The sequence below is a fragment of the Streptomyces sp. NPDC000151 genome, assembly GCF_040301705.1.
In the GTDB taxonomy this organism is placed as follows: domain Bacteria; phylum Actinomycetota; class Actinomycetes; order Streptomycetales; family Streptomycetaceae; genus Streptomyces.
This window is the reverse complement of record NZ_JBEPFC010000139.1, coordinates 1-19,249: the sequence shown is the minus strand read 5'-3', so window position 1 is coordinate 19,249 and position 19,249 is coordinate 1. Positions and strand designations below refer to the sequence as shown.

19 protein-coding genes and 1 pseudogene are annotated in these 19,249 nt (G+C 71.8%); 5 read left to right on the top strand and 15 right to left on the bottom strand.

Features of this window, described 5'->3' with window-relative positions; genetic code table 11:
- Positions 1-51 precede the first annotated feature (51 nt).
- The 6 genes from rlmB to ABT381_RS28765 all read right to left on the bottom strand — a co-directional run bounded on the left by rlmB (position 52) and on the right by ABT381_RS28765 (position 6,406).
- Positions 52-1,005, bottom strand: coding sequence for a 23S rRNA (guanosine(2251)-2'-O)-methyltransferase RlmB (gene rlmB / locus ABT381_RS28790; RefSeq protein ID WP_351599497.1), 954 nt, complete (start codon positions 1,003-1,005; stop codon positions 52-54).
- A gap of 245 nt (positions 1,006-1,250) precedes the next feature.
- Positions 1,251-2,645, bottom strand: coding sequence for a cysteine--tRNA ligase (cysS, locus tag ABT381_RS28785; protein WP_351599496.1), 1,395 nt, complete (start codon positions 2,643-2,645; stop codon positions 1,251-1,253).
- 225 nt (positions 2,646-2,870) lie between these two features.
- Positions 2,871-3,275 carry a PPOX class F420-dependent oxidoreductase gene (locus tag ABT381_RS28780; protein ID WP_351599495.1) on the bottom strand — a complete coding sequence of 135 codons (405 nt, stop codon included), beginning with the start codon at positions 3,273-3,275 and terminating at the stop codon, positions 2,871-2,873.
- A 715-nt stretch (positions 3,276-3,990) separates the two neighbouring features.
- Positions 3,991-4,482, bottom strand: a complete 492-nt coding sequence (gene ispF, locus ABT381_RS28775) for a 2-C-methyl-D-erythritol 2,4-cyclodiphosphate synthase (RefSeq protein ID WP_351599494.1) — start codon at positions 4,480-4,482, stop codon at positions 3,991-3,993.
- A 194-nt stretch (positions 4,483-4,676) separates the two neighbouring features.
- Positions 4,677-5,426 (bottom strand): 2-C-methyl-D-erythritol 4-phosphate cytidylyltransferase, encoded by a 750-nt coding sequence (gene ispD / locus ABT381_RS28770; protein WP_351599493.1) that lies wholly within the window; start codon positions 5,424-5,426, stop codon positions 4,677-4,679.
- A 497-nt stretch (positions 5,427-5,923) separates the two neighbouring features.
- A complete protein-coding gene (locus tag ABT381_RS28765) occupies positions 5,924-6,406 on the bottom strand; it encodes a CarD family transcriptional regulator (RefSeq protein WP_003953493.1) in 483 nt (160 codons plus the stop codon).
- Between the two features lie 764 nt (positions 6,407-7,170).
- Here ABT381_RS28765 and ABT381_RS28760 point away from each other — a divergent pair.
- A complete protein-coding gene (locus ABT381_RS28760; RefSeq protein ID WP_351599492.1) occupies positions 7,171-7,764 on the top strand; it encodes a copper chaperone PCu(A)C domain-containing protein in 594 nt (197 codons plus the stop codon).
- Positions 7,765-7,962: 198 nt separating this feature from the next.
- Here ABT381_RS28760 and phoP read toward each other — a convergent pair whose 3' ends face one another.
- Together phoP and phoR are read right to left on the bottom strand one after the other, a co-directional pair.
- Positions 7,963-8,634 carry a two-component system response regulator PhoP gene (phoP, locus tag ABT381_RS28755; RefSeq protein ID WP_465270440.1) on the bottom strand — a complete coding sequence of 224 codons (672 nt, stop codon included), beginning with the start codon at positions 8,632-8,634 and terminating at the stop codon, positions 7,963-7,965.
- 5 nt (positions 8,635-8,639) lie between these two features.
- Positions 8,640-9,953: a two-component system sensor histidine kinase PhoR gene (gene phoR / locus ABT381_RS28750; RefSeq protein WP_351599491.1), complete on the bottom strand. Its 1,314-nt coding sequence runs from the start codon at positions 9,951-9,953 to the stop codon at positions 8,640-8,642.
- Between the two features lie 278 nt (positions 9,954-10,231).
- Here phoR and phoU point away from each other — a divergent pair, with 278 nt between their 5' ends.
- The gene (gene phoU / locus ABT381_RS28745; RefSeq protein ID WP_351599490.1) at positions 10,232-10,909 is read left to right on the top strand and encodes a phosphate signaling complex protein PhoU; all 678 of its coding nucleotides are present in this window, start codon (positions 10,232-10,234) and stop codon (positions 10,907-10,909) included.
- Between the two features lie 119 nt (positions 10,910-11,028).
- The gene (locus tag ABT381_RS28740) at positions 11,029-11,184 is read left to right on the top strand and encodes a hypothetical protein (RefSeq protein ID WP_351599489.1); all 156 of its coding nucleotides are present in this window, start codon (positions 11,029-11,031) and stop codon (positions 11,182-11,184) included.
- A gap of 88 nt (positions 11,185-11,272) precedes the next feature.
- On the opposite strand, the gene ABT381_RS28735 is transcribed toward ABT381_RS28740, so the two are convergent.
- On the bottom strand, positions 11,273-11,560 hold the full coding sequence (locus ABT381_RS28735) for a hypothetical protein (RefSeq protein ID WP_351599488.1): 288 nt from the start codon (positions 11,558-11,560) through the stop codon (positions 11,273-11,275).
- A gap of 150 nt (positions 11,561-11,710) precedes the next feature.
- Positions 11,711-12,472: a phosphoglyceromutase gene (locus ABT381_RS28730; RefSeq protein WP_351599487.1), complete on the bottom strand. Its 762-nt coding sequence runs from the start codon at positions 12,470-12,472 to the stop codon at positions 11,711-11,713.
- A 188-nt stretch (positions 12,473-12,660) separates the two neighbouring features.
- Here ABT381_RS28730 and ABT381_RS28725 point away from each other — a divergent pair, with 188 nt between their 5' ends.
- Entirely contained in the window at positions 12,661-14,010 is a 1,350-nt protein-coding gene (locus tag ABT381_RS28725) for an MDR family MFS transporter (protein ID WP_351599486.1), read from the top strand.
- Here the strand turns inward: ABT381_RS28725 and ABT381_RS28720 are convergent.
- From ABT381_RS28720 to ABT381_RS28710, 3 genes are all read right to left on the bottom strand, one after another.
- The gene (locus ABT381_RS28720) at positions 13,964-15,613 is read right to left on the bottom strand and encodes a glycosyl hydrolase family 28-related protein (RefSeq protein ID WP_351599485.1); all 1,650 of its coding nucleotides are present in this window, start codon (positions 15,611-15,613) and stop codon (positions 13,964-13,966) included. The two genes, ABT381_RS28725 and ABT381_RS28720, sit on opposite strands and share 47 nt — an antisense overlap.
- Before the next feature lie 105 nt (positions 15,614-15,718).
- On the bottom strand, positions 15,719-16,225 hold the full coding sequence (locus ABT381_RS28715; RefSeq protein WP_351599484.1) for a type III secretion system chaperone family protein: 507 nt from the start codon (positions 16,223-16,225) through the stop codon (positions 15,719-15,721).
- Positions 16,218-17,642 (bottom strand): glycosyltransferase, encoded by a 1,425-nt coding sequence (locus tag ABT381_RS28710; RefSeq protein ID WP_351599483.1) that lies wholly within the window; start codon positions 17,640-17,642, stop codon positions 16,218-16,220. The genes ABT381_RS28715 and ABT381_RS28710 overlap by 8 nt, the downstream gene beginning before the upstream one ends.
- A gap of 177 nt (positions 17,643-17,819) precedes the next feature.
- On the opposite strand from ABT381_RS28710, the gene ABT381_RS28705 reads away from it, so the two are divergent.
- Positions 17,820-18,647 (top strand): class I SAM-dependent methyltransferase, encoded by an 828-nt coding sequence (locus tag ABT381_RS28705; RefSeq protein WP_351599482.1) that lies wholly within the window; start codon positions 17,820-17,822, stop codon positions 18,645-18,647.
- A gap of 39 nt (positions 18,648-18,686) precedes the next feature.
- Here ABT381_RS28705 and ABT381_RS28700 read toward each other — a convergent pair whose 3' ends face one another.
- Together ABT381_RS28700 and ABT381_RS28695 are read right to left on the bottom strand one after the other, a co-directional pair.
- Positions 18,687-19,103 carry an NUDIX hydrolase gene (locus ABT381_RS28700; RefSeq protein ID WP_351599481.1) on the bottom strand — a complete coding sequence of 139 codons (417 nt, stop codon included), beginning with the start codon at positions 19,101-19,103 and terminating at the stop codon, positions 18,687-18,689.
- Positions 19,100-19,249, bottom strand: a pseudogene (locus ABT381_RS28695) (CHAD domain-containing protein); the annotation flags it as partial. The gene ABT381_RS28700 and the pseudogene ABT381_RS28695, both read right to left, overlap by 4 nt.

Below are 19,249 nucleotides of genomic sequence, written 5' to 3'. Positions count from 1 at the left end.
CACCGCGCCGCGCCGTGGGCATCAGCCCCGGCGGCGGCCGCGCTGTGCCCCTCAGCCCCGGCGGCGTGCCGCCTCCCACAGGACGACGCCCGCGGCGACGCCCGCGTTCAGCGACTCGGCGCCGCCCGGCATCGGGATGCGGACGCGCACGTCACAGGTCTCGCCGACCAGGCGCGAGAGGCCCTTGCCCTCGCTGCCGACGACGATGACGACCGGGCCGTCCAGCGCCTCCAGGTCCTGCAGCTCGACCTCGCCGTCGGCCGCCAGGCCCACGACGATCATGCCCGCCTTCTGGTACGACTCCAGCGTGCGGGTGAGGTTGGTGGCGCGCGCGACCGGCGTGCGCGCCGCGGTACCGGCGGAGGTCTTCCACGCGCCCGCCGTCATTCCGGCCGCGCGCCGCTCCGGTACGACCACGCCGTGGCCGCCGAAAGCGGAGACCGAACGGACCACCGCACCGAGGTTGCGCGGGTCGGTGACGCCGTCGAGCGCGACGATCAGCGGGTCCTCGCCGACGTCGAACGCGGCCGCGGCCAGGTCCTCCGGGTGCGCGTACTCGTACGGCGGGATCTGCAGGACCAGACCCTGGTGGTTGAGCCCGTTGGTCATCCGGTCCAGCTCGGGGCGCGGCGCCTCCAGGATGTTCATGCCGCGGTCGGCGGCGAGCTGGAGCGCCTCGCGCACCCGCTCGTCGCTGTCGATGAACTGCTGGACGTAGAGGGTCGTCGCGGGGATTTCCTCGCGCAGCGCCTCCACGATCGGGTTACGGCCGACGACGAGCTCGGCCGTGCCCTTGGCGCCGCCGCGGCGCGGGGCCGGGCGATGGTGCGCCGCCTGCTTGGCCTTCGCGTTGGCGACGCGGTTCTTCACATGTCCCTTGCGGGCGGACGCGGGCGGGGTGGGGCCCTTGCCCTCCAGGCCCCGGCGGCGCTGGCCGCCGCTGCCGACCTGCATGCCCTTCTTGTTGGACGTGCGGCGGTTCCTGCGCTGGCTGTTGCCGGCCATGGGTCACCTGTTTCTTACTGCTCTCGACGTCTCGCGACGTGGATGTGATGTCTGCTGCGTAGATGTCTGATGCGTATACACGTGCTACGTGTACTGCGTTTGCTACTCGTACCGTGTTTGCTACTCGTACTGTGTTTGCTACATGCGCTGCGTTTGCTACGTGTACGTACGAGTGTCCCCCGCCGTCCCCCGTGCGGGCGACCGCGCGGGCGGCCGGGCGGACGACCGGGCCGGCTCGCCGTCCGTCACGACAGCGACCAGCGCGGCCCCGACGGGGTGTCCTCGATGGCGAGGCCGGACTGCTGGAGCTGGTCGCGGATCGCGTCGGCGGTGGCGTAGTCCTTACGGGCGCGGGCCGCCTGCCGCTGGTCCAGGACCATGCGGACCAGGGAGTCGACGACGCCGTGCAGGTCCTCGCCGCGCTCCGAGCCGCCGCCGGACCACTGCTCGTCCAGCGGGTCCAGGCCCAGCACGCCGAGCATGGCACGGACCTCGGCCAGCCGGGCGACGGCGGCTTCCTTGTCGTCGGCGGTCAGCGCGGAGTTGCCCTGGCGGACGGTCGTGTGCACGATCGCCAGCGCCTGCGGCACCCCGAGGTCGTCGTCCATCGCCTCGGCGAAGGCCAGCGGCACCTCGTCGGCGGGCTCGACCGGACCGGCCTTCTCCACGACGCGCTGAACGAAACCCTCGATGCGCGCGAACGCGGACTCGGCCTCGCGCAGCGCTTCCTCGCTGTACTCGATCATCGAACGGTAGTGCGGAGTACCGAGGTAGTAGCGCAGCACGATGGGACGCCAGCGCTTGACCATCTCGGAGACGAGCACGGAGTTGCCCAGCGACTTGGACATCTTCTCGCCGCTCATCGTCACCCAGGCGTTGTGCGCCCAGTACCGCGCGAACGCGTCACCGAACGCCTTGGCCTGCGCGATCTCGTTCTCGTGGTGCGGGAAGACGAGGTCGACGCCGCCACCGTGGATGTCGAACTGCTCACCCAGGTACTTGTGGGCCATCGCCGAGCACTCCAGGTGCCAGCCGGGCCGGCCGCGGCCCCAGGGGGTCTCCCAGCTGGGCTCCCCCTCCTTGGCCGCCTTCCACATCGCGAAGTCGCGCGGGTCACGCTTGCCGGTCTCGCCCTCGCCGGACGGCTGCAGCAGCTTGTCCAGGTCCTGGCCGGACAGCTCCAGATAGCCGGGGAAGGAGCGCACGTCGAAATAGACGTTGCCATCGGCGGCGTAGGCGTGGCCACGCTCGATCAGGCCGCGCATCATTTCGATCATCTCGGGGATGTGGCCGGTCGCACGCGGCTCGTACGTCGGCCGCAGGCAGCCGAGGGTGTCGTACGCGGTGTTGAACGCGACCTCGTTCTCGTACCCGATCGCCCACCAGGGGCGGCCCTGCTCGGCCGACTTCCTGATGATCTTGTCGTCGATGTCCGTGACGTTCCGGATGAACGTCACGTCGTAGCCGCGGTACTCGAACCAGCGGCGCATGATGTCGAAGTTCAGTCCCGACCGAATGTGCCCGATATGCGGGGCGGCCTGCACGGTCGCGCCACACAGGTAGATCGAGACGCAGCCCGGCGTGAGCGGGGAGAAGTCACGGATCTGCCGGGCGCTGGTGTCGTACAGGCGAATGGTCACGCATCAAGGGTAGACGGAACGAGGCAGTGCCCCGCGACCCGATGGCCCACGGGGACACAGAAGCGTGATATTCGCGGGTGTTCCACACCACTTCGGCACCCCTTCGGCACCACTTCGCGGTGGTACGCCCGGGGATGAGGGGGGGGGACGGGGGTGGGGCGGACGGGGATACGGGTTGTACGCCTGCGGATGCCAGGCGGGGCGGGCGGGGTGCGAGCGGGCCGGTCAGAGACGCCCGACGACCTTCCGCGGGCTGACGCGGACGACCACGCGCGCGCCGTCCCGGCCGGCCCTCGGGTTGAACTCCGCGTACCGCTTGCCCGTGTACTTCACCGAGAGCTCGTCGAGCAGCTCCTGCGCGCCTTCGCCGGTGAGCTCCGCACTGCCGCGGATCTCCGCGTAGGCGTACGGATCGTCGGCGGGCTGGACGATGACGGTCACCCGGGGGTCGCGCCGCAGGTTCGCGGCCTTGCGGCGGTCCTCGGTCGTGGAGAACAGGAGGTCGTCGCCGTCCCGCTTGACCCACACCGGCGAGAGCTGCGGGCTGCCGTCGGGCTGGATGGTGGCCACGGTGACCAGGACCGGGGAGTCGAGGACCTTCTTGAGGGCCTCGGAGAGTTCGGCTGCCACGGCGGTTCCTTCCTGCGGAGCGTACGGAGCGGGACGCGGTCGAAGCGGTCGTACACGGGGCGAAGCGGGAGCGCGGGTGCGAAGCGGAGCAGGACGCGGACGGGTGCTGTTGCCGGGCCAACGTCCGTGCGGGGCGGGGAATTCCCCTGGGGCGCGGAATTCCCCCTGAGGAGCGGCGAGTTCGGGGCTGCGCCCGTATGTGCGCACCCTGGGGCCCCCACCCCGTCTGACGAATGACGGGTGGCGGGTGTTCGCGCCGAGCACGAGATTCACCCGCAGGGTGGAACGGGACGGCCGGGGGCGGGCGTACGCGAAGCCGGGCGGCGGGGGGCGGGCGTACGCGAAGCTGAGTGGCCGGGGGCGGGTGTATGCGAAACCGGGCGGTCGGGGCGTGGGCGGAACCGGGCGGCCGGGCCAGGTGGGCCGGAGGCCGAAACGGGGAACCGGACGGCCGGATCCAGGCGGAACCGGGCACCGAGGCCGAGGTGGGACCGGGCGGCCCGGCCGAGGCGGCACCGGAGGCCCGGCCGAGGCGGCGGGCCGAAGCGAACCCGGAGGCCCGGCCAAAACCGGTGGCCCGGCCGAGGCGGCGGGTCGAGGTGAAACCCGAAGCCCGGACCGAGGCGGCGGGTCGAAGCGAGCCCGGAGGCCCGGCCGAAACCGGAGCCCCGGCCGAAACCGGGTCAGCCGGCTCGTGGGGCCGGGCCGTCGGGGGTTATGCCGTGCGGATCACCAGGGCCGTGGCCAGGGCGGCCAGGCCTTCTGCTCGGCCGGTGAGGCCGAGGCCGTCGGTGGTGGTGCCGGAGACCGCGACGGGCGCGCCGGCCGCGGCCGAGAGCGCCTTCTGGGCCTCCTCGCGGCGCTTGCCGACCTTCGGGCGTACGCCGATGACCTGGACGGCGATGTTGCCGATCTCGAAGCCCTCGGCCCGGACGATGCGGGCGGCCTCGGCGAGCAGCGTCACGCCGGAGGCGCCGGACCACTCGGGGCGGCTCGTACCGAAGTGCGCGCCGAGGTCGCCGATGCCGGCCGCGGAGAAGAGCGCGTCGCAGGCGGCGTGCGCGGCCACGTCGCCGTCGCTGTGCCCGGCGAGGCCGTAGCCGCCGCTGGCCGCCTCGTCCCACAGGAGCCCGGCGCACCACAGCTCACGCCCCTGCTCAAAGGCGTGTACGTCCGTCCCGATCCCCACCTGGGGCAACGCGACCATGAAATTTTCCTCCCTGCGAGTGAACATCGAACCGCGCGAGAACTCCGCCCCGCCCCCGCTCGTCGGACGGGTAGGGGGCCACCCCCACCGCCCCCGTATACGCCCCGCCCCCACCCCAAACCCCAAGCCGTCCACAGAACAGCCACCGGAGAAGGACCCGTCAGGCGCCCCCGTCCCTCCGGCCTACCCGTCCCTCAGGCGTACCCGTCCGTCACGCGCCTGCGCGCCAGTACCGCCTCGGCGAGTACCAGGTCCAGCGGGCGGGTGACCTTGAACGCCTCTTCGTGGCCGGGTACGACCACGACCGGCGCGCCGAGCCGTTCGACCATGCCGGCGTCGTCCGTGGCACCCTCGCCGTCGAAGGTCACGGTCGTGTGGGCCTTGACCAGGGTGTCGCGGTCGAAGCCCTGCGGGGTCTGTACGGCGCGCAGCCGGGCGCGCTCCGGTGTGCCCACCACCGGCTCGGATCCGCCGTCGGGATCCGGCCGTACTTCCTTCACGGTGTCGGCGAGCGGCAGCGCCGGTACGACGGCGGGCGCGCCGCCCCGTACGGCGTTGATCACGGTGTCGACGGTGTCCACCGGCACGAGGGGCCGCGCCGCGTCGTGGACGAGGACCACGTCGACGTCGTCGGGCAGCGCCTGCAGGCCGCGGCTCACGGACTGCTGGCGGGTGTCGCCGCCGGGGACGACCAGCAGCTCGGTGCGCTCGGGGAACGGGTGGCTGTCCAGCAGAGCACGTACTTCGGGCGCGCCGTCGGGCGGCGCGACCACGACGACGAGCGAGACGGCGCGGGACGCCGCCATGGCCCGTACGGCGTGGATGAGCATGGGCGTGCCGCCCAGCGCGCGCAGCGCCTTGGGGGCGCCGGGGCCGAGGCGTACCCCGCGGCCGGCCGCGGGGATGACCGCCGCCGTGCGAAGTCGGCGGGAATCTTCAGACATCGGTTGCACTCCGTGAGCCGGGGGTCGCACCCCGAATTTCGAGCGGCAGGTTTGTTTACTCGGCCGAGGTGGGTATGGCCACACCGTGCCGGGCGCGACGCCCCGACCGGACCCTTCCGTGACGGCCGGTCGAGCCAGCTGCCCGGGCCCGGCACGTCAGTTCCTGGTTCGGCTCAGGGTATGGCCGCCGTGGCCGGCTTCTCGGCACGCCGGCCGTAGGGCACGCCCCGTAGGACCGTAGGCAGGCCCCGTAGGCACGCCAGGGGCTGGGGCAGCACACCAGGTACGTAGGCCATCGGGTACGCCTGTCATCAGATATGCCGCAGCGCCCGGCAACGGACTGCTTCCGCGAGGAAGCAATCGTCGCTCGGGCACCGCGGCATTTTCGTGCTGAGCACCACTGCTGAGCACCGCTGAGCGCGCTCCTTGTGCTGAGCGCCTCATCGCGGGGCCTGCCACCGTGAGCGATCACTGTGGAAACCCGGCAGCGGCGGGCGTCAGGACGCGAGGACCTCGTCGAGCAGAGCCTCGGCCTTGTCTTCGTTCGTGTTCTCCGCGAGGGCGAGCTCGCTCACCAGGATCTGGCGGGCCTTGGCGAGCATTCGCTTCTCACCTGCGGAGAGTCCGCGCTCACGCTCACGGCGCCACAGGTCGCGAACCACCTCGGCGACCTTGATCACGTCGCCGGAGGCGAGCTTTTCGAGATTTGCCTTGTAGCGACGGGACCAGTTCGTCGGCTCTTCGGCATATGGTGCGCGAAGCACCTCGAAGACCCGGTCGAGCCCGTCCTGGCCGACCACATCGCGTACACCGACGAACTCCGCATTGTCCGCTGGCACACGAACCGTCAGATCGCCCTGGGCGACCTTCAGCACCAAGTAGGTCTTGTCCACGCCTTTGATCTGGCGAGTTTCGATGGCCTCGATCAGCGCGGCCCCGTGATGGGGATAGACCACGGTGTCGCCAACCTTGAACGTCATGTGACAGGTACCCCTTCCGTGGCTATCCATCCTAACACGGGAACGGTCCGTTCTGAATGGCGTTTTCGCAGGTCAGGGCGCATCTCGGGGCTTGACAACGACGGTCGTGACGTGCATCGACCGCCCAATGGAAGTAGGTATGCGCAGGTCGGAGGCGCTTCTTGAGCGGAGCGAAACGCGTACGTTACAGCTCCCGAAGAGCCCGATCGACAGGACGAACGTCCCGGTTTGCCGGGATCCGGATGGCGTGCTTCCACTACTCCGTTCGGTCACTCCCGATCACTCCTGCCCGAATCGAGAATTGATCACCCCGTCACCCGGCCGGGCGTACCGGACATGATCAATTCGTGTGACGCGGCGCATTCCTTTGCCATTGCCGCTATTCCTCTCGGCGGCTCCGGTGGATTCTCCCGCGGCGATCACTCGAACGGACGTGAGGTGAATTCTTCCGGCAGTTCTCGTGAGGGCTGCGGCAAGCCGGCCGGGCACGCACGGGAGGGGCCGCCGGCAGCGGCGTCGGGAGCGTTCCGGGCGGCCGCTCGTGATCATGTGACCGGCGCGCGATCGGCACGTGATCGCGCAGGGGGCGGGTCGGGTGCGGCGGCGGAAGGGCGGCTCGGTAACCTAGCGGCGCTGACACACCCTTAGGGCGGCTTTACGTACGGCGCCGACGCGCGGCGTACGGAACGGCCGCCCAGCCGTCCACCCCGCGACCGGGCATGCCCGTTCGGCCGCCGAAGCTCGTCCTAGGAGATGCCGCCGCCGTGAGCCGCAGCCTTCGACGCGGCGCCCTCGCCGCCACCGTCCTCACGCTCTCGATCGCCTCGCTCTCCGCGTGCGCGGCCGGGAACGATGCCGCGACGCTGCAAGTCAAGCCGGACAACGCCGCCACTTCCGTCGGCGACATCAAGATCCAGAACGCCATCGTGATCACCCAGCCGAAGCCGGACGCCAAGGGCCCGGCAGCGGTGTCCGCGACGCTGTTCAACGGCGGTACGAAGGACCAGACGCTGGACTCCGTCACGGTCGACGGCAGCGGCCAGCAGGCCGAGCTGAAGCCCGCCAAGGGCTCCGGCAAGATCACCGTGCCGGCCGGCGGTTCCCTCGTCATCGGCGGCAAGGGCAACGCCTCGGCCACCCTGTCCAGCGGCCGCGAGGCCGTCCAGGACGGCAACGCGCAGAAGGTGACCTTCGACTTCAGCCGCACCGGCAAGGTGACGCTGCGGGCGTACGTCGTCCCGGCGAAGAGCTACTTCAAGGACTACGGGCCGAGCGAGGTGCCGCAGCCGTCGGCGTCCGCGTCCGCCTCGGAGTCGGCCTCGCCTTCGGCCTCGGAATCCGCGCACGGCGGCCACTGAGGTATGCCCCCGCCCGCTCTGCCGCTTCGGCGGCGGGGCGGGCGTTCGGGCACATGGAGGCGTCCGTGCGGGCGTCGTAGCGGCCGTCCGCGTACGCGAAAGCGCCCCGCCCGTGGTGGGCAGGGCACGTGGCGCGGACATCTCGCCGCCTGGACTGCTCGCGCAGTTCCCCGCGCCCCTGAAGGCGCGCCGGTCGGCCTACGGCTCGAACTTGTACCCGAGGCCGCGGACCGTGACCAGATAGCGCGGCGCGCCCGGGTCCGGCTCGATCTTGGCGCGCAGGCGCTTGACGTGGACGTCGAGGGTCTTGGTGTCGCCCACGTAGTCGGCGCCCCAGACGCGGTCGATCAGCTGCATACGGGTGAGGACCCGGCCGGCGTTGCGCAGCAGCATCTCCAGCAGGTCGAACTCCTTGAGCGGGAGGTCGACCTTGCCGCCGGAGACCGTGACGACGTGCCGGTCCACGTCCATGCGGACCGGGCCGGCCTCCAGGGCCTGCGGGGTGACCTCCTCCGGCTCGCCGCGGCGGCGCAGGACCGCGCGGATGCGGGCGACCAGCTCCCGCGAGGAGAACGGCTTGGTGACGTAGTCGTCGGCTCCTATCTCCAGGCCGACGACCTTGTCGATCTCACTGTCCTTGGCGGTCACCATGATCACCGGGACGTTGGAGCGGCCGCGCAGCTGGCGGCAGACCTCCGTACCGGGCAGGCCGGGCAGCATCAGGTCGAGCAGGACCAGGTCGGCGCCGTTGCGCTCGAACTCGTCCAGTCCGTCGGGGCCGGTCGCGGCGATCGCGACCTCGAAGCCCTCCTTGCGGAGCATGTACGACAGGGCGTCGCTGAAGGACTCCTCATCCTCGACGACGAGCACTCGGGTCACGGAAGGACCTCCGGGGCAGGGTAGGGCGCGCGTAGCGCTTCCGGGGAAGTGTGGTGGTGGGTGTCGGCCGGGCCGTTGAAGGTGTCGTACGGACCGTCCTCGCCATCGAGGTCGTCCGGGTCTGCTGCGGCGCCGTCCCGTTGGGTGTCGCGGTCACGGACCGCGCCGGCTTCCGGGAGCCGCAAGGTGAAGGTGGAGCCCTGTCCTTCGGCGCTCCATACCGTGACCTCCCCGCCGTGCGAGGCGGCCACATGCTTGACGATGGCGAGACCGAGTCCGGTGCCGCCGGTGGCGCGGGAGCGCGCCGGGTCGACGCGGTAGAACCGCTCGAAGATCCGGTCCCGGTCCTTCTCGGAGATGCCGATGCCCTGGTCGGTGACGGCTATCTCGATCATCGTGCCGCCGGACGCCGGGACACGGCGGCCGGCTATGCCGACGCGGGTCCGGGCCGGGGAGTAGTTGACGGCGTTCTCGACGAGGTTGCCGAGGGCGCCGGCGAGCTGGCTTCTGTTGCCCCATACGTGCAGGTCGGCGATGCCGCCGATGGCCATGGTGATCGACTTGCTGCTGGCCTGCTGGCGGCAGCGGTCCATGGCCTCCTCGACCAGCTCGTCCACGCGGACGGGCTCGGCGTCCTCCAGGGGGTTGTCGTTCTGCACCCGGGAGAGGTCGATGAGCTCCTGTACGAGGCTGGTCAGGCGGGTGGCCTCGGCCTGCATGCGGCCCGCGAAGCGGTTCACCGCCTCGGGGTCGTCGCTGGCGTCCATGACGGCCTCGGAGAGCAGGGAGAGCGCGCCGACCGGGGTCTTGAGCTCATGGCTGACGTTCGCCACGAAGTCGCGGCGGACCGCTTCGATGCGGCGGGCTTCGGTGAGGTCCTCGACCAGGAGCAGGACGAGCCGGGAGCCGAGCGGGGCGACCCGCGCGGAGACGGCGAGGGCGTCGCCGCGGCCGGTGCCGCGGCGCGGCAGGTCCAGCTCGACCTGGCGTATCTCCCCGTCCCTGCGGGTGTCGCGCGCCATCTGGAGCATGGGGTCGACGGCGAGCTTGCCGCCTCGTACGAGGCCCAGGGCATACGCGGCCGAGCTGGCCTTGACCACGCCGTCGGCCTCGTCCAGGACGACGGCGGAGGACCGCAGCACCGACAGGACGGTGTCCACGCCGGGGGGCAGGACGGCGTCGGTGTGCAGGGACGTACGCGTGGGCTTGGCCTGGTCCCGCTCGCTCCAGCGGAACGCCAGCATGGCGATCACGCCGGTACAACAACCGGCGATCGCTGCCACTGCGGCGATGGCCGCGTCCACGTTCATGAGTCCAGGTTATGCGCCGGTTGTGACAGTTCCCCAGCCGTCCGAGGGTCACCTCGGCCACTGGTTGCCGAGAGTTCACCTTCATGTCGGCACCGGTTCACTCCGGAGGGGCGAACCGGTCGCATCCGGGCTCGAACGTGGGAGCGTGGGGATCGTAGGCCCACACCACCAGGGGCGCAGCCCGGGCGACTACGCAGGGGCACCGGCCCGGGGGACTGATCACGGGCATCGCAGGCCCACATACGACTCGAACGACTCGATGCGAGAGAAGGTCACTGATGCGGGACGCGTACCACGAGGAGCTGGATTCGATCGGCGAAGGCCTGGTCGAGATGGCCAGGCTTGTCGGCTCCGCGATCGGGCGCGCCACCACGGCGATACTCGACGCGGATCTGAAGCTGGCGGAGAACGTGATCGCCGGCGACGAGAAGGTCGACGATCTGCAGCGCGACCTGGAGGCCCGGGCCATAGCCCTGCTGGCGCGCCAGCAGCCGGTCGCCACGGATCTGCGGATCGTCGTGACGTCGCTGCGGATGAGCGCGGACCTGGAGCGGTCCGGTGACCTGGCGCAGCACGTCGCGAAGCTGGCGCGGCTGCGGTTCCCGGAGACGGCGGTGCCCCGGGACCTGCACGCCACGATTCTGGAGATGGGGCAGCTGGCGCAGCGCCTGATGGCGAAGGCGGGCGAGGTCATCATCACGAAGGACGTCGATCTGGCGCTGCAGCTGGAGCAGGACGACGACGCGATGGACCTGCTGCACCGCGCGCTCTTCCAGCACCTGATGGACGACCGCTGGAAGCACGGCATCGAGACGGCGGTGGATGTCACGCTGCTGGGCCGTTACTACGAGCGGTTCGCCGATCACGCGGTATCGGTCGCCAAGCGCGTGGTGTACCTGGTCACGGGCGAGCACGCGGACGAGATCGCGCCGCCGACCGCGGTCGAGGGCGGCTGACGCGCCACCGCGTGCCACCGCGCGCGGTTGATGCGCCTCTTCACGCGGGCATGTCATGGGCAGCGGTACAGCACAGCCCGGTACGACCTCCCGATGACCCCCTCCAGAGGAGGCATTTCATGGCTGACTCCCCCACCCCTGTGACGACCGAGCGTCCCGCGGCCGACGACCGCCGCCCCCTGCTGCCCCTCGTGGCCGCCTGCGGCTGCGGCTCGGGCTGCGGCTGCGGCTGCCAGTCCGGCGGCCCGTGCAGCTGCGGCGGCAACTGCGGCTGAGGCAACAACCGCGACCGCACGACCGAGGGGCCCCGGCCGGCACCGCCGACCGGGGCCCCTCGATGTGCGGGCGCACGGCCCGGAGTCCCTAGTCCTGCGCCCACCGGAAGGGCATGGGGGCGCCCTGCGGAATCACCCACGGGTCGGGGTACCGGGCCCGGCAGCCGGTGCAGCGAGCGACGAACGGGCCGACGTCCGGGTGGGTGAGCACGCTGTAGTGGCTCGAAACCACAGCCGGGAGCGTGTAGCCATTCGCCGTCGTCTCCAGGCCGGGCCACGGGGGAGAGCACAGGCAGGGTCGTTCCGCCGCGTACGCTCCGTCGGCGGTCTTCGCCGTGCGCTTGAAGAGGTTGGCGAATGTCTCACGTATGGCCACAGGGTGCTCACATTTCGACGCAGGTGAACCAGGGGCACGGAGACTACCGCGACGCTGCCGGCCCAACGCCGGCCCCAGAGCGGCAGCAAGCCCCCCCCCACCCGCGGAAAAACCGCAGGCAGGGGGCCTGGCGTCGGAGAAGGCTCGGGCTTACTTCTTCTTGCCCTGGTTCTTGACCGCCTCGATGGCGGCCTTGGCGGCCTCCGGGTCGAGGTAGGTGCCGCCCGGGTTGAGGGGCTTGAAGTCGGCGTCGAGCTCGTAGGTGAGCGGGATGCCGGTGGGGATGTTCAGGCCGGCGATGTCCGCGTCGGAGATGCCGTCGAGGTGCTTGACCAGCGCACGGAGGCTGTTGCCGTGGGCGGCGACCAGGACGGTGCGGCCGGTGAGCAGGTCCGGGACGATGCCGTCGAACCAGTACGGGAGCATCCGGACGACGACGTCCTTCAGGCACTCGGTCTGCGGGCGCAGCTCCGGGGGGAGCGTGGCGTAGCGCGCGTCGGAGAACTGCGAGTACTCGGCGTCACGGTCGAGCGCCGGCGGCGGGGTGTCGTACGAGCGGCGCCAGAGCATGAACTGCTCCTCGCCGAACTCGGCGAGGGTCTGGGCCTTGTCCTTGCCCTGCAGCGCGCCGTAGTGCCGCTCGTTCAGGCGCCAGCTGCGGTGGACCGGGATCCAGTGACGGTCGGCGGCCTCCAGGGCCAGCTGCGCGGTGCGGATGGCGCGCTTCTGGAGGGAGGTGTGCACGACGTCGGGGAGCAGGCCGGCGTCCTTGAGCAGCTCACCGCCGCGGACCGCCTCCTTCTCGCCCTTCTCGTTCAGGTTGACGTCCACCCAGCCGGTGAACAGGTTCTTCGCGTTCCACTCGCTCTCGCCGTGGCGGAGGAGGATGAGCTTGTACGGTGCGTCGGCCATGTCTTTGAGACTAATCGAAAACGGTGACAGGCCAGGCAGGGGGCCGATGTGTGGACTCCGGGGCGCTCGTCTGTGCCGGGGCGATGACGTTTGACGGTTCGCGTCAATTCAATGGCGTGAGGTGACCTGCGTCTATAGCTTCCCCTTGGCGGTTGCGCCACTTACGTCGGTTCTTTGGGGGAGGCACGGTGAGACGAGCCGTCGTCGCGAGCGTGTCGGGGCTGCCGCGGCAGTTCTGGTGGCTGTGGACGAGCACGCTGATCAACCGCCTGGGGGCGTTCGTCGCCACGTTCCTGGCGCTGTACCTCACGGTGGAGCGGGGGTACTCGGCGTCGTACGCGGGGCTGGTCGGCGCGCTGTACGGACTGGGCGGGGTGGTCTCCTCGGTGGTGGCCGGGGTGCTGACCGACCGGCTCGGGCGGCGGCCCACGATGCTGATCGCACAGCTGGCGACCGCGGTCTCGGTGGCGCTGCTGGGGTTCATGGAGGACCCGGTGGCCATCGCGGCGGTGGCCGGCGTGGTGGGCATGGCGAGCAACGGCTCGCGGCCCGCGGTGCAGGCGATGATGGCGGACATCGTGGCGCCGGAGGACCGGGTGCGGGCCTTCGCGCTCAATTACTGGGCCTTGAACATGGGCTTCGCGATTTCCTCGTCGCTGGCCGGGCTGCTCGCCCAGTACGGCTATCTGCTGCTCTTCCTCGGCGAGTCGGCGCTGGTGCTGGCCTGCGCGGTGGTGGTCTTCGTGAAGCTGCCCGAGTCCCGGCCGGTGGCGGCGGAGGCGGCGGAGGCCGGTACGGCGGAGGAGCCCGTACGGCGGGTTTCCATGCTGACCGTGCTGCGGGACGGGCGGTTCATGACCGTCGTCGGCCTGAACCTGCTGCTCGCGCTGCTCTTCCAGCAGGCGTACGTGTCGCTGCCGGTGACCATGGGCCGGGCGGGCTTCAGCAGCACGGACTTCGGGCTGGTGATCGCCACGAACGGCGTGCTGATCGTGCTGTTGCAGATCCCCGTGACCCGCTTCATCGAGCACCGCAGCCCGGCGGCGCTGCTGATCGGCTCGGCGCTGCTGACCGGTTACGGCTTCGGGCTGACGGCGTTCGCCGGTTCGGTGGCGCTGTTCGCGGTGTCCGTCGCCGTCTGGACGCTGGGCGAGATCATCAACTCGCCCACGCAGATGGGGCTGGTGGTCCGGCTCTCGCCCACCCATGGCCGCGGCCGCTACCAAGGCATGTACGCGCTGTCCTGGTCGGTGGCCTCGCTGGCCGCCCCGCTGCTCGGCGGCACGGTCATCGACCGCTACGGCCCGGCCACCCTCTGGTCCGGCAGCGCGGTGATCGGGACGGTGGCCGCGCTCGGTTACGGGCTGCTGCTGCGGCGGATGAACACCGAGGAGCGGGCGGCGCGTACGCCGGCTCCGGAACCCGCGCCGATATCGGACCCGGCTCCGGAACCCGGATCGGTATCCGACCGGGTTCCGGAATCCGCGCCCGTCATGGACGCAGCCGGCGCTGTGCCTCGTACAGATTCCGTGGCCTGACCGTTCCGGGGCGGCCGTACGCCATCAGCCTGCTGTGCAGGTCGCCCGTGAAGTCCGGCTGGTCGGTCTGGTCGAACTCGCGGACCTCGGAGATGCCCGCGGTGACGCTGTACGGGGCCAGGCCGTCGATCCGCACCATGCCGGCCCGGCCGTTGGTGACGCGGACGTTCCAGTGCGTGAAGCGGGCCCCGAAGAGCGGCCCCGCACGCATGTCGCCGCCGTGCCGGCCGTTGTTGTTCAGCACGATGTCGGTACGGACGTTGGCGAACGGCATGCCCCGGTGGGAGTCGAACGTACCCATCTCCATCCGGCCGCGCGACCAGACGTTGTAGCTGGAGAGTCCTTCGACGTTGATGCCGTGCAGCTGCGTGCCGGGCGGCGTGGGCACGGTGCGCTGTTCGATGGTGAAGTCCTCGAAGAGGTTGTCGTGCGAGCCCTCGCGGCAGTAGTACGGGTGGTGCGAACCGCGGCCCGCGACACGGGTGTTGCTGATCGTGCAGGCGGAGGCGGCGGTCATCCCGAAGCCGTTGTCGACGTGGCGCGCGACGACGTCCCGCACCCAGCAGTCGTACGCGCACTGCAGGGTGAGGGCGTTGTACCCCTTGTCGTGCAGGTGCGGTGACTGCGGCGTCTCGACCGCTTCGATCGTCAGGCCCTCGACGCCGGCGCCGACGAGCGCGGGGACGTGGGTGGTGAGCCGCGGGTCCCACTCCGGGCGCACGTCGAGCGGCAGCGGGCGCTCAAGGGTGACCGAGCGCCCCTTGATACGGACGATGCGCACGGGCCACTCGTACGGGACGTAGCTGGTGAGTTTGACCTTGTCGTGCCAGGTGTACGCGGCGGGGCCCGGACCGTCGCCCGCGATGTGCTGGAGGAGGGTGTGGCCCTTGTCGTCGGCCAGGCGGAGGAGGACGAGGGCGCCGGGGCTCAGGCGCGAGGCGTCGGCGACCGTGACGGTGCGGTCGCCGCGGCGCGCGGGGCGTACGGCGGTGAGCGTGCGCCACTCGTCGCGCCGGTTGCCCGTCCACCCCTCGAACGGCCAGTCCCGCTTCCTGATCGCCGCGACCAGGGAGTCCCAACGGGCCGTCGGGCAGAGCCAGATGAGGCCGCCGGTCCAGGACCAGGCGGTTTTGTCGCCGCCGTACCGGCTGCCGTACGGGCCGATGAGCTCGGTCAGGTGCTTGGTGGCGAGCAGCTTGGTACGGCCGCTGCCGGCACCGCGCAGCACCACGTGATCGTGGCCGATGCGGACGATGCCGTCGATGCGGAAGGTGCCGGGCGGGAGGGTGACGACGCCGCCGCCGCGCCGGCCCGCTGCCTCGATGGCGCGGTTGAGGGCGGGGGCCGAGTCCTTGCTGCCGTCCGGGACGGCGCCGTGCTCCCGTACCGCGTCGATCACGGGCCCTTCGCCGGCGGTCCGGGGCCCGCGCCGGCTGCCGGCCCGGCCGACGTACGGGATCTGCGGATGCCGGAAGGGGCGGGCGGTGAACTCGTCCCAGAGTGCGTTGCGGTGACCGGAAGCGCCGGCCGGGAGGGCGGGCAGTACGGCGGCCGCCGTCACGGCGGTCGCGCTGCCCAGCACAGTGCGCCTGCTGATGTCCATGGGCCGCCTTCATGCAGGTGAAGAGGTGCATGGGAGAGACGGCGCGAGCATGGCACGCGCCCGCCGCACGGCGGAAGAGGACGCCGCGAAACGGGCCGGAAAGTGCTACTTGTCCCGGCTGGTCAGATGCGCGAACGCGTCGAGGTTACGGGTGGACTCGCCGCGCGCGACGCGCCACTCGTACTCCTTGCGGATCGCCGACGCGAAGCCCATCTCCAGCAGCGTGTTGAAGGAGCCGTCGGCGTTCTCCAGGACCGTGCCGAGGATCCGGTCCAGCTCCTCGGGGGTGACGGCCGCGAGCGGCAGCTTGCCGACGAGGTAGACGTCGCCGAGCTTGTCGATCGCGTAACCCACGCCGTACAGACGGGTGTTGCGCTCCAGCAGCCAGCGGTGCACCGCTTCGTGGTTCTCGTCCGGGCGGCGGACGACGAACGCGTTGACCGACAGCGAATGCCTGCCGACCAGCAGCGAACAGGTCGTGGAGAGCTTGCGGGTGCCGGGCAGCTTCACGACATAACTGCCGGCCTCCGGGGACTCCCACTCCAGTCCGGCGTCGTTCAGCGTCTCCTCGACGACCTGCCGCGCGTCCGCGGCCCTGCTGTCCTCAGCCATGCAGTGATCGTAGGCGACGGCGCCGCTCCTGCATCGCGGCGGTGTACACGTCGGCGGTCGCGGCGGCCGCGGTGTCCCAGCCGAAGGAGCCGGCGTGCCGGGCGGCCGCCGCGCCCATCCGCGGCGTGAGCGAGGGGTCCTCGGCGAACCGGCGCAGCGCGCGGGCGTAGTCCACCGGGTCGTGCCCGTCGATCAGGAAGCCGCTGACGCCGTCCTTCACGGCCACCGGGAGGCCGCCGACCGAGGCCGCGATCACCGGCGTGCCGCAGGCCTCCGCCTCGATGGCCACCAGCCCGAAGGACTCGCTGTAGGACGGCATGACCAGCACGCTGGCCGCGCGGTACCAGTCCGCGAGCTGGTCCTGGCCGACCGGCGGCCGGAACCGCACCACGTCCGCGATGCCGAGCCGGGCGGCCAGCTTCTGCAGGCCCTCGGGCTTGGCCAGGCCGCTGCCGCTCGGGCCGCCGACGACAGGGACGACGATCCGGGAGCGCAGCGAGGGGTCCTGGTCCAGCAGGACCGCGACCGCGCGCAGCAGGATGTCGGGGGCCTTCAGTGGCTGGATGCGGCCCGCGAAGAGCGGGATCAGCGCGTCCTGGGGCAGGCCGAGACGGTGCCGGGCCGCGGCCCGCGCGTCGGCGGCGCCGCTGCCGGTCACGCCGCTGCCGGTCACGCCGCTGCCCGTCGCGTCGCTGCCCGTCGCGTCGCTCGCCGGGCGGAAGCGGTCGAGGTTGACGCCGGGGTGCACGACCGCGACCTTGCCGGGCTCGGCCTCGTAGTGCCGGACGAGCTCACCGGCCTCTTCGGCGGTGTTGGCGATCAGCCGGTCCGAGGCGCGCACGATCTGCGTCTCACCGATGACGCGGGCGGCCGGCTCCGGGGTGTCGCCCGCCGCGAGCGCGGCGTTCTTGACCTTGGCCATCGTGTGCATGGCGTGCACGAGCGGGACGCCCCAGCGCTCGGCGGCGAGCCAGCCGACGTGGCCGGAGAGCCAGTAGTGCGAGTGCACCAGGTCGTAATGGCCGGGGCGGTGGCCGGCCCACGCCTGCATCACGCCGTGCGTGAAGGCGCACAGCTGGGCGGGCAGGTCCTCCTTGTTCAGGCCCTCGTACGGGCCCGCGTCCACGTGCCGTACGAGCACGCCGGGGGCCAGCTCGACGGAGGGCGGGAGGGCGCCGGTGGTGGCGCGGGTGAATATCTCGACCTCGATGTCGATCGCGGCGAGGCGCTTGGCGAGCTCGACGATGTAGACGTTCATGCCGCCCGCGTCGCCCGTGCCGGGCTGGTGCAGCGGGGAGGTGTGCACGCTCAGCATCGCCACCCGGCGCGGCTTGCGGGAGCCCCCCAGGCGCAGCCGGGCGGGGCCCGCGAACTGGCTCTGAGGACGGCCGCGGAGCCGGGACACATATTGGCTCACTGCGAGCTACCTCCCACAATCCGGCGGAAATCCGGCACAAAAACGCCTCTCCACCGGCCAACAACAGAGCCGGCCGTGCCATTTCCCGCCAGACGCCGCGCCGCCCCCTCTTTGCCAAAGCGTGACCCTAAGAGGCTCCCGGGCGGGCCGGCGCACAGCGGCGCATAAAGTCATCTCATGGCCCGCAGCTCCTCCCCTCCCCCGTCCGCACGCCCGGTCGGGAGCGCCACCCGCGGGACCACCAATCCGAACCGGCTGCGCCGCATGGACCGCTGGATCGCCGCCACGCACGGCGCGCAGCTGCGCCGCACCGCCGACCCGGTCGCCGTCGATCTCGGGTACGGCGCCGCGCCCTGGACCGCCGTGGAGCTGCTGGACCGGCTGCGCACGGCCCGCGCGGACGCGGCGGTGGTGGGCGTCGAGATCGATCCGGCGCGGGTCGCGGCGGCCCGGCCGTACGAGCGGGACGGGCTGGTCTTCCTGCACGGCGGCTTCGAGGTGCCGCTGCCGGGCGCCCCGGGCCGCTCCCCCGCGCTGATCCGGGCGGCGAACGTGCTGCGCCAGTACGACGAGGCCGAGGTGGCGACGGTCTGGGCGCGGCTGTGCGCCCGGCTGGCCCCGGGCGGCCTGCTGGTGGAGGGCACCTGCGACGAGATCGGGCGCCGGCACGTCTGGGTCGCGCTCGGCACCGAGGGCCCCCGCACGGTCACCTTCGCGGCCCGGCTCGCGTCCCTGGCCACCCCTTCCGACCTGGCCGAACGGCTCCCGAAGGCGCTCATCCACCGCAATGTGCCGGGCGAGCCGGTGCACGCCTTCCTGCGGGACTTCGACCGCGCCTGGGCGGCGGCAGCGCCCTACGGCGCGCTCGGCGCCCGCCAGCGCTGGATCCGCTCGGTCCGCGCCCTGCACGCCGCGGGCTGGCCCCTCGCCGACGGCCCCGGCCGCTGGCGCCTGGGCGAGGTCACGGTGCGCTGGGAGGCGCTGGCACCGCGGGGCGGGGCCTGAGCGGCGCGGGGACCGCTGGGCGGGGCCTGAGCGGCCGGGTCAGGCCGTACGGAGCGCCGCCAGGAACGCGTCGACCAGCGGCCGGTCCCGGGCCTGGGTGAGGCGGTCGCGGGCCTCGGCCGGGGAGAGCCAGGCCATCCGGTCGACCTCGTCGTTGGCGGCGAACGTCCCGCCGCACGCCTCGGCGGCCCAGTAGCGGACCTCCTTGGGGCGGCCGTTCACCTCGTAGTACGCGGTCGGCAGCTCGGGGCCCGGCCGGCAGTCCATGCCGGTCTCCTCCGCGACCTCGCGCACCGCCGCCGCCGGCGCCTCCTCGTCCCGCTTCAGCTTGCCCTTCGGCAGCGACCAGTCGTCGTACTTCGGCCGGTGCACCAGGGCGATCTCCAGCCCGCCCGTCCCCGGCGCCCGGCGCCACAGGACGCAGCCAGCCGCGCGGATCACCGTTCCGTTGTTCATCCGGTCCTCCAGGCGCGGGTGAAGGTGTAGCGGGCGGCCTCGACCTCGTGGCGCTGGTCGGCGTGGAGGATGCCGAGCGCGTACGCGGTGGCCGGGGCGATGCGCGGGGTGCGGGCCGCGGCGGCCGCGGCGGCCGCGGCCTCGGC

Excerpts from the sequence above, each read along its gene's own strand:
- rlmB (WP_351599497.1), bottom strand. The coding sequence starts at position 1,005 with ATGGCCGGCAACAGCCAGCGCAGGAACCGCCGCACGTCCAACAAGAAG.
- ispF (WP_351599494.1), bottom strand. The coding sequence starts at position 4,482 with ATGGTCGCGTTGCCCCAGGTGGGGATCGGGACGGACGTACACGCCTTT.
- ispD (WP_351599493.1), bottom strand. The coding sequence starts at position 5,426 with ATGTCTGAAGATTCCCGCCGACTTCGCACGGCGGCGGTCATCCCCGCG.
- ABT381_RS28765 (WP_003953493.1), bottom strand. The coding sequence starts at position 6,406 with ATGACGTTCAAGGTTGGCGACACCGTGGTCTATCCCCATCACGGGGCC.
- phoR (WP_351599491.1), bottom strand. The coding sequence starts at position 9,953 with ATGAACGTGGACGCGGCCATCGCCGCAGTGGCAGCGATCGCCGGTTGT.
- phoU (WP_351599490.1), top strand. The coding sequence starts at position 10,232 with ATGCGGGACGCGTACCACGAGGAGCTGGATTCGATCGGCGAAGGCCTG.
- ABT381_RS28740 (WP_351599489.1), top strand. The coding sequence starts at position 11,029 with ATGGCTGACTCCCCCACCCCTGTGACGACCGAGCGTCCCGCGGCCGAC.
- ABT381_RS28730 (WP_351599487.1), bottom strand. The coding sequence starts at position 12,472 with ATGGCCGACGCACCGTACAAGCTCATCCTCCTCCGCCACGGCGAGAGC.
- ABT381_RS28720 (WP_351599485.1), bottom strand. The coding sequence starts at position 15,613 with ATGGACATCAGCAGGCGCACTGTGCTGGGCAGCGCGACCGCCGTGACG.
- ABT381_RS28715 (WP_351599484.1), bottom strand. The coding sequence starts at position 16,225 with ATGGCTGAGGACAGCAGGGCCGCGGACGCGCGGCAGGTCGTCGAGGAG.
- ABT381_RS28705 (WP_351599482.1), top strand. The coding sequence starts at position 17,820 with ATGGCCCGCAGCTCCTCCCCTCCCCCGTCCGCACGCCCGGTCGGGAGC.
- ABT381_RS28700 (WP_351599481.1), bottom strand. The coding sequence starts at position 19,103 with ATGAACAACGGAACGGTGATCCGCGCGGCTGGCTGCGTCCTGTGGCGC.